Annotated in this window: 14 protein-coding genes; 3 read left to right on the top strand and 11 right to left on the bottom strand. The window is 64.2% G+C overall.

Annotation, left to right across the window (positions count from 1 at the left end):
* Positions 1–5: 5 nt before the first annotated feature.
* From AC0NIH_RS07285 to AC0NIH_RS07270, 4 genes are all read right to left on the bottom strand, one after another.
* Entirely contained in the window at positions 6–1,181 is a 1,176-nt protein-coding gene (locus AC0NIH_RS07285) for an MBL fold metallo-hydrolase (protein ID WP_473463064.1), read from the bottom strand.
* Positions 1,181–2,254 carry an ABC transporter ATP-binding protein gene (locus AC0NIH_RS07280; protein ID WP_473463061.1) on the bottom strand — a complete coding sequence of 358 codons (1,074 nt, stop codon included), beginning with the start codon at positions 2,252–2,254 and terminating at the stop codon, positions 1,181–1,183. Before AC0NIH_RS07280 ends, AC0NIH_RS07285 begins: the two co-directional genes overlap by 1 nt.
* A complete protein-coding gene (locus AC0NIH_RS07275) occupies positions 2,242–3,945 on the bottom strand; it encodes an ABC transporter permease (protein WP_473463059.1) in 1,704 nt (567 codons plus the stop codon). Before AC0NIH_RS07275 ends, AC0NIH_RS07280 begins: the two co-directional genes overlap by 13 nt.
* 89 nt (positions 3,946–4,034) lie before the next feature.
* Positions 4,035–5,021 (bottom strand): ABC transporter substrate-binding protein, encoded by a 987-nt coding sequence (locus AC0NIH_RS07270; protein ID WP_023763804.1) that lies wholly within the window; start codon positions 5,019–5,021, stop codon positions 4,035–4,037.
* Between the two features lie 262 nt (positions 5,022–5,283).
* Here AC0NIH_RS07270 and AC0NIH_RS07265 point away from each other — a divergent pair, with 262 nt between their 5' ends.
* Positions 5,284–6,255, top strand: coding sequence for a sugar-binding transcriptional regulator (locus AC0NIH_RS07265; protein ID WP_473463056.1), 972 nt, complete (start codon positions 5,284–5,286; stop codon positions 6,253–6,255).
* A 23-nt stretch (positions 6,256–6,278) separates the two neighbouring features.
* On the opposite strand, the gene AC0NIH_RS07260 is transcribed toward AC0NIH_RS07265, so the two are convergent.
* The 7 genes from AC0NIH_RS07260 to AC0NIH_RS07230 all read right to left on the bottom strand — a co-directional run bounded on the left by AC0NIH_RS07260 (position 6,279) and on the right by AC0NIH_RS07230 (position 13,443).
* A complete protein-coding gene (locus tag AC0NIH_RS07260; protein WP_013892722.1) occupies positions 6,279–6,647 on the bottom strand; it encodes a hypothetical protein in 369 nt (122 codons plus the stop codon).
* Positions 6,648–6,760: 113 nt separating this feature from the next.
* Entirely contained in the window at positions 6,761–8,179 is a 1,419-nt protein-coding gene (locus AC0NIH_RS07255; protein ID WP_473463053.1) for a pyruvate dehydrogenase complex dihydrolipoamide acetyltransferase, read from the bottom strand.
* A 3-nt stretch (positions 8,180–8,182) separates the two neighbouring features.
* The gene (locus AC0NIH_RS07250; RefSeq protein WP_473463050.1) at positions 8,183–9,181 is read right to left on the bottom strand and encodes an alpha-ketoacid dehydrogenase subunit beta; all 999 of its coding nucleotides are present in this window, start codon (positions 9,179–9,181) and stop codon (positions 8,183–8,185) included.
* On the bottom strand, positions 9,181–10,209 hold the full coding sequence (locus AC0NIH_RS07245; RefSeq protein ID WP_473463048.1) for a thiamine pyrophosphate-dependent dehydrogenase E1 component subunit alpha: 1,029 nt from the start codon (positions 10,207–10,209) through the stop codon (positions 9,181–9,183). Before AC0NIH_RS07245 ends, AC0NIH_RS07250 begins: the two co-directional genes overlap by 1 nt.
* 2 nt (positions 10,210–10,211) lie before the next feature.
* On the bottom strand, positions 10,212–11,540 hold the full coding sequence (locus AC0NIH_RS07240) for an NAD(P)H-dependent oxidoreductase (protein WP_473463045.1): 1,329 nt from the start codon (positions 11,538–11,540) through the stop codon (positions 10,212–10,214).
* Between the two features lie 279 nt (positions 11,541–11,819).
* The gene (locus tag AC0NIH_RS07235) at positions 11,820–12,617 is read right to left on the bottom strand and encodes a phosphodiesterase (protein WP_473463043.1); all 798 of its coding nucleotides are present in this window, start codon (positions 12,615–12,617) and stop codon (positions 11,820–11,822) included.
* A 37-nt stretch (positions 12,618–12,654) separates the two neighbouring features.
* Positions 12,655–13,443, bottom strand: coding sequence for a 3-hydroxybutyrate dehydrogenase (locus AC0NIH_RS07230; protein WP_473463040.1), 789 nt, complete (start codon positions 13,441–13,443; stop codon positions 12,655–12,657).
* Between the two features lie 259 nt (positions 13,444–13,702).
* Here AC0NIH_RS07230 and AC0NIH_RS07225 point away from each other — a divergent pair, with 259 nt between their 5' ends.
* Together AC0NIH_RS07225 and AC0NIH_RS07220 are read left to right on the top strand one after the other, a co-directional pair.
* Positions 13,703–14,485, top strand: coding sequence for an acetoacetate decarboxylase (locus AC0NIH_RS07225; RefSeq protein WP_473463038.1), 783 nt, complete (start codon positions 13,703–13,705; stop codon positions 14,483–14,485).
* Positions 14,478–15,638, top strand: coding sequence for a patatin-like phospholipase family protein (locus AC0NIH_RS07220; RefSeq protein WP_013892714.1), 1,161 nt, complete (start codon positions 14,478–14,480; stop codon positions 15,636–15,638). Before AC0NIH_RS07225 ends, AC0NIH_RS07220 begins: the two co-directional genes overlap by 8 nt.
* Positions 15,639–15,684: the final 46 nt, after the last annotated feature.

Below are 15,684 nucleotides of genomic sequence, written 5' to 3'. Positions count from 1 at the left end.
CGACATCATGTTCTATCTCTTTGAATAAGAGCCGGCACCGCGATGCGTTGGCCGGTACGGCATTGCGCGCGCAGCGACGGAATGTGGCTTTTCAGGTCATCCAGGAGATCGGTGGTGCAGGAATGACCGAGCGCGTCGGGCCGTCCCGCCTTTTCCCAGATACCGACATTGCCGGAAAGCGTCGGATGGGTGGGCATGCGCACCCAGTCGGCACGGCCGGCCTTGTGCAGGAGATCGCCCGGTGAACCGGCGGGCAGATGCCCGGTAAGCAGCACCGGCAACCCTGCCTGGTCGGCGCGCGGCAGAAGGCGTGATGACGGACCGGCGGCGCCCATGCCGTCATCCGCGAGCAGCGGCAGAAGCGGCAACGGATCCGCATCGGTCCAGTCGGCGGCACTTGCCAAGCGGGCACGCAGCAGTTCGGAAACGCCGGGCAGCAAAGCCGCCGTGGCGCCGATCTGCGCTTCCAGCGACGTGCGCATGCCGGCGTGGACAGCGAACGGCCCCGGCAAGGCCGCGATCAGCTCCAGCGATCGTCCCGACAGCGGCGTCGGCAGCAGGCACCCATCTGAATGCCTTGCCACCCACTGCGAGATTTCGCGTGCCCGGACCGCGCCCGGCACAGGATCGGCGCCGTAGGAGGCATCAAGGACCAGAAGATCGCAGTGCGGGATCGTGTCCATGGCGAAGACATTGCTGTCCGGTACGACATCGGCCGAATAGGCGACACGGCTTTTCCCGTCATCGACGGCGAACCAGACGCCGCCTACGACATGCCCCGACCGTCCCGTCCTGATCGTCAGATTGCCGCTCTTCAGCGTGTCCCCGGGTTCGAAGATTTCAATACGATCGTCTGGAATTGGAAAACACCTGAAGCCCCCGGGATCGGCATAGGCGGCAAGTGTCGCCGGCGCCTCGTCGCGGGTTTCGGCCGTCATGAAGATCGGGCCGGCATAGCCGCGCGACAACAGCCAGCTCAGCGCACCGACATGATCCTCATGCGCATGCGAGACAAAGACCGCGTCGATGCCGGCAACCGAACCGTCGAGCGCCGGATAGTATTCCGCCCCCGTCGCGCCAACCTTGATGCCGATATCGAGCAGGATGCGATCACTGCCGCTGCCGACTGCGAGGCTGGTGCGGCCCTTTTCGCCAAAGCCGCCAAGCAAATCCAGCATCATCACGGTTGGGTCCCCGGGATCAGCCAACCGGACTTTATGCGCAGCCGTGCCTGGGCTCCGCTCTCCAGCACCACGGGATCGGGCTGTTCGAAATGCAAGGTGAGATCGGGACCGGCGGAAGGCGTGAATTCGATGCGCGCCGCACCTCCCTGGTAGATCACCCGCTTGACGAGGCCGTCGAAGCCGGGTCCGTCAGGCGAAACGTCGAGATCGGCGGAGCGGCAACAGATCTTTGCGCCGGCGCGTGGCTGCTCGCCGACCCGGCAGCGCACCACCAACTCGGTTCCGAGAACCCTGACCTTGCAATGACCGGCATTTTCGGCGCTCAGCACATCGGCAGGGAGCAAAATTCCTTGCGAAATGAACGAGGCCACCATTTCATTTGCCGGCTCATGATAAAGCTCGCGCGGCGTCGCCAGCTGCGCAAGGCGCCCATGGTCCATCACCGCGATGCGGTCGGCCAGCGCCATCGCTTCGGCCTGGTCGTGGGTGATGTAGACGATGGTCGTGCCCGTGCGCTTGTGGAAGGCGGCGAACTCGTCTTCCATCGAGGCTCTCAAATGCACGTCGAGATTGGCGAGCGGCTCGTCGAACAGCACCAGCGACGGCGCGGCGACCAGACAGCGCGCCAAGGCAACGCGCTGACGCTGGCCGCCGGAGAGATTGGCGGGCCTGCGATCGCCCAAGCCCTGCAGGTTGACCAGGGTGAGTGCATCCTCGACCTTCCGGCGCGCCACTGCTTTGTCGAGCTTCGCCACTTTCAGCGAATAGCCGATGTTTTCGGCGACCGTCATATGCGGCCACAGCGCGTAGTTCTGGAAGACGATGCCGACGCGCCGCTTTTCCGGCGCGACGCTGCCGCCCTTGGCCGACACGATTTCGCTGCCGATTCGGATCTCGCCTGACGTCACCTTCTCGAATCCGGCGACGAGCCGCAGCAGCGTGGTCTTGCCGCAGCCGGACGGCCCGAGCACCGCCAGGAACTCGCCGTCGGCGACGTTGATCGATACGTCCTTCACGGCGTCGAAATCGGCGAAGCTCTTGGTCACATGGTCCAGGGTCAGTCGCGCCATGGCAGAACTCCACTCGGAAGATGAGGGGCAAGCAGATTGGTCACCAGCATCAGCACGAAGGTGACCGCGACCGTGATGACCGACATCGCCGCCGCGTAGTTGGAATCGCCGCCCTGCTCGAAGGAAAACATCACGACGCCGATCGTCTCCGACCCGGACGACCACAGCAGCGCCGAGACGGTGAGTTCGCTGAGCGCCGTCATGAAGATCAGCAGTCCGCCCGCGATCGCCGCCGGTGCCACCAGTGGAAAGATGATGGTGCGCATGCGCGTGAACAGCCCGGCGCCCGCCACCTGCGCCGCCTCTTCCAGCGCCCGGTCGATCTGGTGATAGCCGCTGATGGTCGGCCGCAGCGCCAGCACCAGGAAACGGGCGAGATAAGCGTAGAGGATGATCCAGACGGTATTGTAGAGCTGGATGCCGGTCAGCGGGATCGGCCGCAGGAAGAGCAGCAGCGAAGCGATCGCCAGCACCACGCCGGGCAAGGCATAGGGCAGCTCCACCGACAGATTGAGCAGCCGCACCCAGCGCTGCTTGCCCCAGGCGATCAGATAGCCGATCGGCACTGCGACGAGGACCGCGAAGAAGGCCGCCGCGATCGACAGCCAGAAACCGTTGAAGAAGGCGCGGCTCGCCGCATCGTGCTCGAACAGCACGAAGCGATAATTGTCGAGCGTCGCCGTCTTGGCGGTGAGCGCAATGCCGTAGCCGGGCACCAGTGAGGTCAGCACCAGCCCGAACAGCGGCAGGAACAGCACCAGCACGATCAGCAGCCACATGCCCATCTGGACCACCAGTCGCCAGCGGCCAAGCTCGTAGGGCTCGGCCGACAGCGAGGTGGAACTGATGCGGTAGTCGCGGCGGCGGCTCATGAGCTCTTGGGCGAGAATGCCCGCCATGGCGATGACGCCGATCAGCACCGACAGGAAGGCCGTTTCGCCAAGCACGGCGGGGCCTCCGCCGGCCAGCTTCTGGTAGATGAGCGTCGGCAGCACGAGATAGTTGGCGGGAATGCCGAGGAAGGCCGGGATGCCGAAATTGCCGACGCAGGAGACGAAGGCGAGTGCCGCCGCGGCCATGATCGACGGCGTCATCAAGGGCAGCACGATGGTGACCAGCACGGTGAACCAGCCGGCGCCGCCGGCGCGGGCCGCCTCGACCAGTTCGCGCGGCAGCTTGCGCAGGCCGGCGCGCACGAGCAGGAAAACCAGCGGGCCATACTGCACGCCGAGCAGCAGGATGATGCCCGAGGTCGAATAGAGCGGGTTTTTGGTGCCTAGCGGCGGTGCTGCGCCGAACAGCTTGAGAAACGGACTGGCCGGGCCGAACAGTTGCAGCCAGGCCAGCGCCGTCACCTGCGGCGCGATCATCAGCGGCATGACATAGCAAAGCACCAGCGCGCTACGGCCGCGAATGTCCGTCAGCGAGACGAGAACTGCCACCAGCGTTCCCGACAGCACCGCAAGCAGGGTGCCGCCGATGCCGATGACCAGCGTGTGCCAGGTGGCGATCCAGGTCGCCGGGCTTCTCAGCCCGGCCTCGATGGCCACGGTCGACATCGTGCCGCCAGGCGCCACGATCTCCTTGAGGAGCCGCAGCATCGGCAGCAGGGAAAGCAGCACGATGACGACGGCCACCGCCGCCGTCAGGGCCGTTTCCTGGCCCCGACTTTCCCTTATCCGTGTGGACATGATTGATTTTCCTGAGATCGATCCGCGAACGGCTTTGTTCGTAGCGCTTCGGGATGCCGTCGAGGCGGCACCCCGAAGCGATTGCCGGCTCAGCCGCCGAACAGCTCGGAGAACTTCGCCTTGTCGGCGTCGGTCTTGGCGACGATCGCCTTGGTGTCGAACGACATCACCTTGACCTTGACGCCTTCCGGCATCCAGTCGGGACGGCCAATCGAGGCGCGCGCCGGCAGGTAGCCCATGGACAGCGCCAGCTTCTGGCCGTCATCGGAAAGAATGAAGTCGACGAACTTCTTGGCGCCTTCCACATTCTTGGCGGTCTTCATGATGGCGACCGGTTCGGTCACGGCGGGCACGCCCTCGCTGGGGAACACGAACTCGACCGGCGAGCCCTTCTTCTTGGCATTCATCGCCATGAAGTCGACCAGGATGCCATAGGGCTTCTCGCCCGATGCCACCGACTTCAGCACCGCGCCATTGCCGCGCACGCTGACGGTGTTGTTGGTCTTCAGCTTCTGGAAGAAATCCCAGCCATAATTGGCGTCGCCGACGAAGCCCGAGAGCAGGTAGGCGGCTGCTCCCGAATAGAGCGGGCTCGGCATGACCAGGCCATCGGCATAGGCGGGCTTGGCGAGATCGGCCCAATGCTCCGGCTTTTCGGCGGCCGCGGTGTTGTAGACGATGCCGGTGGTGATCAGCTTGCTTCCGAAATAGGTCTTGTCGGAATCATAGGCATCGGCCTCGATGCCGTCGAGCTTTGCCTCGGGATAAGGCATCAGCCGGCCGTCCTTCTTCAACAGCTCCATCGAGACCGCGTCGGCGATCAGAAGCACGTCGGGCTGCGGGCTGCCGGCGGCGAACTCGGCCGCCATCTTGGTCAGGATGTCGCTGGTTCCGGAGCGATAGATGGTCACGTCGATGCCGGGCTGCGTCTTCTTGAAGGCGTCCACGGTCTTGGCCGCGTCGGCCTCGGGCTGCGATGTGTAGAGCGTCAGTGTCTCGGCGTTTGCCACGCCGGCAAACAAAGTTGCCGCGAGCGCCAGCTGGCTGGCCAGCCGCTTGATGAAATGCGTCTTCATGAGACCTCCTGTCTTGTCTGTGCATGACCGGTCCGGCCCAGGCCGGCTCCCCGTCTCTTCCTCCCTGCACGGCGCATATGACTGGTGGATGACACAGCGCGTGAAACCCACAAAATATGTTCATATGTACAATGTCAATTACAAATGAACAGAGATGTGCAACTATCGGCATGCCGCAACCCGGCATCCGGTTGACATCCGGCCGGCGTTTCTCCGATGAGGGCAACGCGGCCTAGCCATGGCTGATGAGGGACGAGAAGACATGCCCACGCAAAAACCCACACCGGCCCGTTTGCCGATGGTGTCGTCGGATCTCAACGTCAAGACAGCCTGGCTTTATTATGTCGAGGGCTTCACGCAGGAGCAGATCGCCGAAAAGCTCGATGTCTCCCGGGTGAAGGTCATGCGCACGCTGGCCGCCTGCACCGCCGAAGGCATCGTCGTCACCATGATCAACGCGCCGACCGCCGAGCAGGTGGCCCTCGAACGGGCACTTGAGAAGCGCTGGGGCCTCAACGCCGCGGTCGTCATTCCGACGCCCTCGGCTCAGGACCGTCTGGAAAAGGCGATCGGCCACGCCGTCGCCGCCTTTCTCGGCGAGCAGATGCAGGACGGCATGACGCTCGCCATCGGCGGCGGCGCGACGCTGCATGCCAGCCTGGGCTTCCTCGCCCGCCGGCAGTTGAAGCGCGCCTCGGTGGTGGCGCTGGTCGGCAGCCTGCCGCATTCGCAATGGATCAATCCGTCGATCGTCGCCGCCAAGGTCGCCGATGTCTTCGAGGTCGACAGCTACCAGATCACCGCGCCGGTGACGGTCGACGATCCCTCGCTTCGCAATCTCCTGTGGGCGCAGCCAACCCTGCAGGACGTAAGGCAGCGCGCGGCCGCCGCCGACATCGCGTTGCTCACCGTCGGCGACATGTCGCCGGACGCCACCATCTTCCGGCACGGCATCGTCCCGTCGTCGCTGATCGCGTCGCTGAAGGCGAAAGGCGCGGTCGCCAACATGCTGTGCTACTTCGTCGATGCCGCGGGCAGGCTGGTCGACCACGAGGTCAATGGGCGCGTCATGGCCATCGATCTCGAAATGGTCGGCCAGGTGCCGAATGTCGTGCTGGCCGCCGGCGGAAAACGCAAGGTGGCCGCGATCCTCGCCGCGCTGAAGGCCGTCAGCACCAATGTGCTGATCACCGACAGCGACACGGCGACCGCGCTGCTGGCGAAAAGCGGTTAGGAGAGCTTCGATTCCTGTTCGAACTAGATAAGTCCGCGTTCGCGCAAAAAATCCTCGACGCCGACATGGGTCATGGATTCGAACTCGGCGATCGCCTCGGCCACCCGCTTGCGCTGGGCAGCCAGCAGCGTGAACACCTGCTTCATCTCGCCGGAAACGCCAAAACGGCTCCACCGCTCGGCGATATGCATGGGCAGGCCGATATCGGCACAGAATGCATCCAAGCTGTCGTAGCCGAGGCTTGCGACAAGCTGCTTCGTCTCTTCCGCCGACATGCGCGGTTCGAAGGCATGGTCGTGCAGGCGCTGCGCCACCAGCTTGATGTCGGATGGCGAGGCGCCCATGACCTTGCCAAACAGGGTTTTGACATCAGATGGGTCGAATGCGGGCATGCTGGCCTCCCTGGATCGCGGTCCACAGAAAAGATGGGGCAAGGGTCGGCGCCTGACAAGTCATTTCCGTCGTAAGCCGGCGCACCAATCGGCACCGGCTTGCAACAGAGGGCCTAGACCAGCATGCCCATCGGATTTTCGATCAGCCGCTTGAAGGCGACCAGCAGTTCGGCGCCGAGCGCTCCGTCGACGGCGCGATGATCGGTCGACAGCGTCACCGACATCACGGTGGCGATTTTGATCTCGCCATTCTTGACCACCGCCCGCTCCTCGCCGGCACCAACCGCCAGGATCGTCGCATGCGGCGGGTTGATGACGGCGGCAAAGTCCTTGATGCCGAACATGCCCAGATTCGAAACCGCCGTCGTACCGCCCTGATACTCTTCCGGCTTCAGCTTGCGGCTGCGGGCGCGGCTCGCCAGGTCCTTCATCTCGTTGGAGATGGTGGACAGCGTCTTTTCGTCCGCTTTGCGAATGATCGGCGTGATCAGGCCGCCGGGGATCGAGACGGCAACGCCGACATCGGCATGCTTGTGCTTGACCATGGCGCTTTCGGTCCACGAGGCATTGGCATCCGGCACCGCCTTCAGCGCCAGCGCCATCGCCTTGATGACCATGTCGTTGACCGACAGCTTATAGGCGGGAGCCTCGCCCTTATCGGTCTTCTTCATCGGCGCCGCCGCATTGATCTGCGTGCGCAATGCCAAGAGCGCATCGAGCTCACAGTCGAGCGTCAGGTAGAAATGCGGGATGGTGGTCTTGGCCTCGACCAGCCGCCGCGCAATGGTCTTGCGCATATTGTCGTGCGGGACGAGTTCGTAGGAGCCGGGTTCGAACAGGCGCAGCACGTCCCCCTCCCCCTTGAGGGGAGGGTGGCCGGCCGCAGGCCGGTCGGGTGGGGTCGGCTCGCCTGGGCTCGGCCCGACTGGACTCGGCGCGAAGGAGGTGCCTTCTGAGGCGACCCCCTCCGTCCGCTTCGCGGACACCTCCCCCTCAAGGGGGGAGGAAAGCACGGCGTCTATGTCGGCTTTTACAACACGGCCGTATGGGCCCGTGCCTGCGATATTGGAAAGTGCAATGCCTGCTTCACGAGCCAAGCGCCGAGCCAAAGGCGTCGCGCGGGTTTTCCCCTCCCCCTCGAGGGGAGGGTGGCCGGCCGCAGGCCGGTCGGGTGGGGTCGGTTCGACCGGGCTCAACGCAGGAGCGGTGCCTCCTGAGACGACCCCCTCTGTCGGCTTCGCCGACATCTCCCCCTCGAGGGGGGAGATTGGCGCCTTGTCCCCATACGCCTCCCCATCAGCATAGATCCAGGCAACAGCCGCGCCCACCGCGATATCGACGCCTTCCTTGCCGGTGACGTCGCGCAGCACGCCGCTGGCCGGTGCGTCGATCTCCATCGCGGCCTTGTCGGTCTCGATCTCGAACAGGACGTCGCCCTTCTTGACGTGGGCACCTTCCTCGGCGAACCAGCGCGAAATCTGTCCGGTCGCCATGTCCATGTCGACCTTGGGAAGAATGACTTCGGTCGGCATCTCTCAGCGAACCCCTTTCACGAGGTCGCGCGCGGCGCTGATGATGTCGGGAACCTGCGGCACGGTGGCCTTTTCCAGCTCCGGATTGTAGGGGATCGGCGTCTCGGCGCCGCCCAGCCGCACGATCGGCGCGTCGAGATAGTCGAACGCCTCGCTCTCGGCGATCATGGCGCTGACCTCGGCGCCGATGCCCAGCGTCTTGACCGCTTCGTAGACGCACATCAGCCGCGACGTCTTCTTGACGCTGTCGATGACGGTCTGCTTGTCCATGGGTCGGATGGTCCTGAGGTCGACGACCTCGACATCGATGCCTTCGGCTTCCAACGCGGCCGCGGCGTCGAGCGCCTTCTGCACCATGATCGAGGTGGCGACGATGGTGAGGTCGCGGCCCTCGCGGCGGATATCCGCCCTGCCGATCGGCACCGTGTAGTAACCTTCGGGCACCGGGCCCTTCATCTTGTAGAGCAGCTTGTGCTCGAAGATCATCACCGGATCGGGATCGGCGACCGCCGCCAAAAGCATGCCCTTGGCATCGTAGGGCGTCGCCGGCTGGATGACCTTGAGGCCGGGCACATGTCCGAGCCAGGCTTCCAGGCTCTGGCTGTGCTGCGCGGCGGCGCCGGTGCCGGAGCCGGCGGGAAAGCGCATCACCACGGGAACCGAAACCTCGCCGCCCAGCATGAAGCGCATCTTGGCCGCCTGGTTGACGATCTGCTCCATGGCGAGCGTCGCGAAGTCGGAAAACTGGAACTCGAAGATCGGCCGCATGCCGGTGAGGGCCGCACCGACCGCGACGCCCGCCCCGCCAAGTTCCGAAATCGGTGTGTCCATCACGCGGTCCGCGCCATAGCGCTCGACCAGGTCGCCGGTCACCTGGAAGGCGCCGCCATAGACGCCGATATCCTCACCCATCAGGAAGACGCGTTCGTCCATGTCCATGGCGATCGCCATGGCTTCCTGGATCGCCTGGGCGTAGCTCAGTTCACGCACCATCGCGTCCATCACGCCTGCTCCGTATAGACATAATTTCCGGTCTCGCTGATGTCCGGCGACGGACTTGCCTTGGCGAATTCGATGCCGTCGGCGATTTCCCGCGCCACCGCATCGCGGATGGCCTCGATGCCCTTGTCGTCGATGAAGCCGAATTCGCGCAGCTCGTTTTCGAACAGCGTGATCGGGTCGCGGTTCGACATCCAGTCCTCGATCTCCTCCTTGGTGCGATAGCGGTTGCGGTCGCTCTTGGAGTGGCCGCGATGACGGTACGTCTTGGATTCGATCAGCGTCGGCCCCTCGCCTGCACGGGCACGCTCGATGGCATTGTAGGACGCCTCGGCGACCTCGGAGAAGATGTTGCCGTTGACGATGACACCCGGCATCGAATAGGCGGCGGCGCGCTCGGCGATGTTCTTCACCGCGGTGGAACGGGCCGTCGACGTCGACATGCCGTAGCCGTTGTTCTCGCAGACGAAAATGACAGGCAGCTTCCAGATCGCGGCCATGTTGAGCGCCTCGTGGAAGGCGCCTTCATTGTTGGCGCCGTCGCCAAAGAAGGAGACCACGACCTTGCCGGTCTTCATCCTCTTGGAGGAGAGCGCTGCCCCCACCGCGATCGGAATGCCGCCGCCGACGATGCCGTTGGCGCCGAGATTGCCCTTGCCGACATCGGCAATGTGCATCGAGCCGCCGCGGCCCTTGCAGTAGCCCGCGGTCTTGCCGAAGAACTCGGCGAACATGCGCTTGACCTCGGCGCCCTTGGCGATGCAGTGGCCGTGGCCGCGATGGGTCGAGGTGATCTGGTCATCCTCGCCAAGCGGCATGCAGATGCCCATGGCGCTGGCCTCCTGGCCGATCGACAAATGCATGGTGCCGTGGATGAGGCCGCGCGTATAGCACTCCTCCGCGCCCTCTTCGAAGCGGCGGATGAGGTACATCTTGTAGAGCACCTGCTTGAGCTGCTCGGCGCTGTACTGGCGATAGACGAAGGGCAGGTTGGCACGGCTGTCCGCCACGGCTTTGCTCAATCCAGCCATGGTCAGGCTCCAACGGTTCCATAGACGAGCTTGTCCTGGCGGGCGCGCAGTTCGGCGATCTTGGAGCCCGGAGCCGGGGTCGCATTGGCATAGGTGATGAGTTCGCCCTTCTTGATCGGCGCCGTCACCGAGCCACCCTGCAGCAGGCCGCAGGGAATGGCCTTGGCGGCATGCGCTTCCGGCGCCGTCATGATCCAGGCGCGGTAGCAATATTCGCCGATCGCATCGAGTTTTTCGCCCGGCTGCATGTCCTTCTTGGCCACGGCGGCGACTTCCGCCACGGGCTTGGCCAGCGGCACCATATCGGCCTTGCCGTAGAGCACGACGCGGGCGCAGGTCAGCGGCACTTCGAGCGAGGTGAGGTGATAGGGGCGGTGGAAGGTGAAGTACGGGCCCTTGCCCATCTTCAGATCTTCCATGCGCTCCGAGATGCGCGGATGCGACATGTCGGCGACGACGAAGACGCCGGGTGCGACACCCTTGCCGATCGAGTAGTCGACGACGCCGACCCTGGACAGCACGCCGCCATCCTTCTGCGGCACCAGCACTTTCGAGAGTTCGCCGAGCGTCGCGGCCGGGCCATGCATGCCGGCCTTGTCGGGCACCAGCCCGGTGGCATTGGCGATCGCCGCCATCTCGACCATGGTCTTGGAGCCGTCGACGAATTCGACCAGCATGCGCACATTCATGTGCCGGCGCATGGCCTCTTCTTCATAGGCGGGCGGCGTGGCGTCGATATTGAGCGGGTTGTTCTTGCCCTTGCCGGCGGCGACGATCGGATGACCCATGGCCGAGACGAATTCGATCAGTTCCATGCAGGAGGACGGCTCGTCCCCGGCGCCAAGCGAATATGTGACGCCGAGCCTGTCGGCCTCGCTCTTCAGATAGGCGCCGATGGTGACGTCGGCCTCGACATTCATCATCACCAGGTGCTTGCCGTGCTCCATGGCGCGCAGCCCAATCTCGGCGCCGACGGCGGGAACGCCGGTGGCGTCTATGACGACGTCGATGAGATCATTGTTGATGACCAGGTTGGCGTCGTTGGTGACCGCCACCTTGCCGGCCTCCATGGCGGCCGTCATCGCCGACGCGTTCGACACCTCGCGCGCGTGGCCGGTTTCCTGGAAAGCAATGTCCACCGCCTTGCCGGCGGCGGGCAGGTTCAGTTCGGAAATCGCGCCGATCTCGATGCCGGACATATGCGCGACGCGGGTAACGATATCGGTTCCCATCTCGCCGGAGCCGATCAGGCCGATACGAATGGGCTTGCCCGACTTGCCGCGTTCCTCGAGATCGCGGGCAAGGCCCGTCAATGAAACATTGGAAGCCATACCGCTCATTCCTCCCGTAGTGCAGGCCATGTTCAAGTGCTTGACGGGTATTGAACATATGTATTCCTGTCAAGACTAATGTCCAAATTCGGTGCTTTTTGACGCGCCTTCGCGGAGGCCGCGTCGACCCCAGGCAATGGCGGCCGCACGCCGGACACATATCGACAGGCGGGCGCGGCGGCGGGGCCTCCCGACGCCGGGAACAAGCAGGCCGGTCCATGGCCATAACGACCGCTATGAAAGCGGACCGTCTCCAGTGTGGAGAGCCCTACGGATCGATCAGATGCCACCGGCAAGGGGAAAATCGTGGAAATGCACGACCACCCCATCGACATCGATGAAGACCACGGCATAGGCGGGCGGTTCGTGACCCAGGCTCCAGCTTTCCGAAAAATCGAGCGCCGTCTGGTGGTTGGTGCTGCGCAGCGTGCTGACCGGGATGCCGCGCCAGCTGCCGGCGATCAGCCGGTGAACGTGGCCGGCGAAGATGTGGCGGACATTGCCGTGGCGCGACAGGACGTCATGGAAGATATCGGCGCCGGCGAGCCTGGCCTCGTCGAGCACCGGAATCTGTATCCGGAACGGCGGGTGATGCATGAACAGGAGGACCGACCGGTCTCGCGCCTCTTGCAGCCGTTGGTCCAGCCAGTCGAGACGCGCTTGACATAGCCTGCCCTCGACATGTCCGCTGTCCAGCGTGTCGAGCAGGATCAGGCGGCCTTGGCTGCCATCGAAAACGCTCTGGACGAAGCCCCCTTCGGCGGCCGCCTGCGGAAACATCTCGAAAAACAGCGCCCGGTCGTCATGATTGCCGAGCATCAGCCGGCAAGGCGGGGCGAATGCCGCCAGTCTTTCCTTCAACGCCGCATAGGCGGCGCGCTCGCCGTCATTGGTGAGATCGCCCGAAATCACCACGAGTTCGGCGTCGGCGTGGTTCTTGCCGATATCGGCAAGGCAGGCGTCCAGCCGCGCCAGCGGATCGCCGCCGTAAAGGCGACCGCCAGGTGCCATCAGATGCGGATCGGAGAGCTGGATGACTTTCATGGTCCTGACCGTCGGCTTGCCTGCCGACGCCATGGGCATCAGCCGGCAAACGGAACGTGCTGGCTACCCTCTACTGCGCCGTCCAACCGCCGTCCATCGGCAAGGTCGTGCCGGTGATCTGCCTGGCCGCGTCCGAGCACAGGAAAAGCGCCAGCGCCGCAAGCTCCTCGACGGTGACGAATTCCTTCGTCGGCTGTGCAGCGAGCAGCACGTCGTGCTTGACCTGTTCCTCGGTCATGCCGCGCGCCTTCATCGTGTCGGGGATCTGCTTTTCGACCAGCGGCGTCCAGACATAGCCCGGCGCGATCGCGTTGACGGTGATGCCGTCCTGCGCAACTTCCAGCGCCACCGTCTTGGTCAGGCCTGCAATGCCGTGCTTGGCCGAGACATAAGCCGACTTGAACGGCGAGGCGACCAGCGCATGCGCCGACGCCGTGTTGATGATGCGGCCCCATTTGCGCGCCTTCATGCCGGGCACCACCGCCTTGATGGCATAGAAGGCTGCCAAAAGATTGATGCGGATGATCGCTTCCCACTTGTCGTCGGGAAAATCCTCGATCGGCGCGACATGCTGGATGCCGGCATTGTTGACCAGGATATCGAGACTGCCGAACGCGGCCTCGGCGTCGTGCACCATGGCGCTCACCGCAGCCCCATCCATCATGTTGGCGTCGGAGTAACGGCACTTGACGCCGAAATCCTTCTCGATGCCGGCGCGTTCCTGCTCGATCGCGGCGGCATCGCCAAGGCCATTGATGGTGACGTTGGCGCCTTCGGCGGCAAAGGCGCGGGCGATGGCCAGGCCGATACCGCTGGTCGAGCCGGTGACGAGGGCGTTCTTCGAAGACAGGGAACCCATGGTGATCTCGCGCGAAGTAGGAGGGAACATGACGATATAATTGTGCGTCGCAACATGACAATGACAGAGCCATGTGTCGATGCAATTACAGCCAGACGACACCGCCGGCACGGCCCCTCGCCCCCTTCGAAACCGTGGTCGTGAGCCTGACACGGCCCTGTCATGGTGCCATGCAACATAATCGCTTGCGCATTCGCGCGGTCATTCCTGACGAAAATATTGCCCGAAAAGAACTTCTGACAAACCTTGGGGGTGCAGCTTGGAAATCGCCGATGTCGTGAGGCGCGCCTATGCGATGCCGCTGACCAACCCGTCCTTCCCGCCAGGGCCCTATCGTTTCTTCGACCGTGAATACATCATCATCACCTATCGCACGACGCGTGAGGCGCTCGAGGCGGTCGTGCCGGCGCCGCTGGAGATCGACGAGCCGCTGGTCAAGTACGAGTTCATCCGCATGCCGGACTCGACCGGCTTCGGCGACTACACCGAGACCGGCCAGGTCATCCCCGTGCGCTACAAGGGCCAGCATGGCGGCTACGTCCATTCGATGTATCTCGACGACGACGCGCCGATCGCCGGCGGCCGCGAGTTGTGGGGTTTCCCGAAGAAGCTGGCCAACCCCAAGATCATCCATGAGGGCGAGGTGATCGTCGGCACGCTGCACTATGGCAGCGTTCTGTGCGCCACCGGCACCATGGGCTACAAGCACCGCGAGGCCGACCACGATTCCGTGCTCGCAGCGCTCGCCGCGCCCAATTTCCTGATCAAGATCATCCCGCATGTCGACGGAAGCCCGCGCATCTGCGAGCTGGTGCGCTACTACCTCACCGATATCACGCTGAAGGAGGCCTGGACTGCGCCGGCCGCGCTCGATCTGCGGCCCCACGTCATGGCCGACGTGGCGAAGCTGCCGGTGCTCGACATCTTATCCGCCGTTCATTTCAAAGCCGACCTGACGCTGGGACTGGGCGAGGTGGTTCACGACTATCTCGGCGATCACGGCCTGTCCGCCGCCAATCAGCTGGAGAAAGCCCGTGCTTGAACGCAACCGCAAGAAGGAGGCCACCGCCACCATCGAGGAAATCTCGGCGCAATACGACCGCATCGCGCTGGTGTTTCAGGGTGGCGGCGCGCTCGGCGCCTACCAGGCCGGGGTCTACCAGGCGCTGGCCGACGCCGGTTGCGAGCCGACATGGCTGTCCGGCGTCTCGATCGGCGCCATCAATGCGGCGATCATCGCCGGCAATGAGTCAAGCCGCCGCCTGCAGCGTCTGGAGCAGTTCTGGCAGACGATCTCGGGCCGCAAGATCTGGTCCTATACGCCCGAGGGCGATATCTATCGCGATATCCGCAACCGCACCTCCTCTTGGATGACGATGACCATGGGCCAGCCCGGCTTCTTCAAGCCGCGCAGTCCCAATCCCTGGTTCGAGCAGCAGGGCGCCGAGGGCGCCACCAGCTTCTACGACACCGCCGAGTTGAAGGACACGCTGGAAAGCCTGATCGACTTCGACGTGCTGAACGACGGCAAGAAGCGGCTGAGCGTCGGCGCGGTCAATGTCCGCACCGGCAACTTCGTCTATTTCGACACCGACAAGGTCCGCATCGGACCGGAGCACATCATGGCCAGCGGCGCGCTGCCGCCGGCCTTCCCCGCGATCCGCATCGAGGGCGAGTATTACTGGGACGGCGGCATCGTCTCCAACACGCCGCTGCAATATCTGCTCGACCAGGAAGAGGACCGTTCTTCCCTCGTCTTCCAGGTCGACCTGTTCAGCGCCCGCGGTGTCCTGCCGCGCAGCATGCCCGACGTGCTGTCGCGTCACAAGGACATCATGTATTCCAGCCGCACGCGCCAGAACACCGACAATTTCAAGCGCATCCACGGCCTGAAGATGCGCCTGCTCGACGCGCTGAAGCGGGTGCCCAAGGAGCAGCTGACGCCGGATGAGGAAGTGCTGATCGCGGACTATTCCGACGCCGGCATCGTCAACATCGTGCACCTGATCTACCAGCACAAGGGCTATGAAGGTCACGCCAAGGACTATGAGTTCTCCGGCACCTCGATGCGCGAGCATTGGGAGACAGGCCTTGAGGACACCCAGCGCACCTTGCGCCATCGCAAATGGCTGACCCTGCCGACCAATGTCGATGGCGTTGCCATCCACGACCTGCACCGCGAGGATCCGACTTAGAGTCGGGCAGAGGCGGTACCCCGCAACAATCCCGCCGTCGAGTTCC

The sequence above is a fragment of the Mesorhizobium sp. WSM1386 genome, assembly GCF_055901595.1.
The sequence above is the reverse complement of the archived record's forward strand: the minus strand, read 5'-3'. Positions and strand labels throughout refer to the sequence as shown.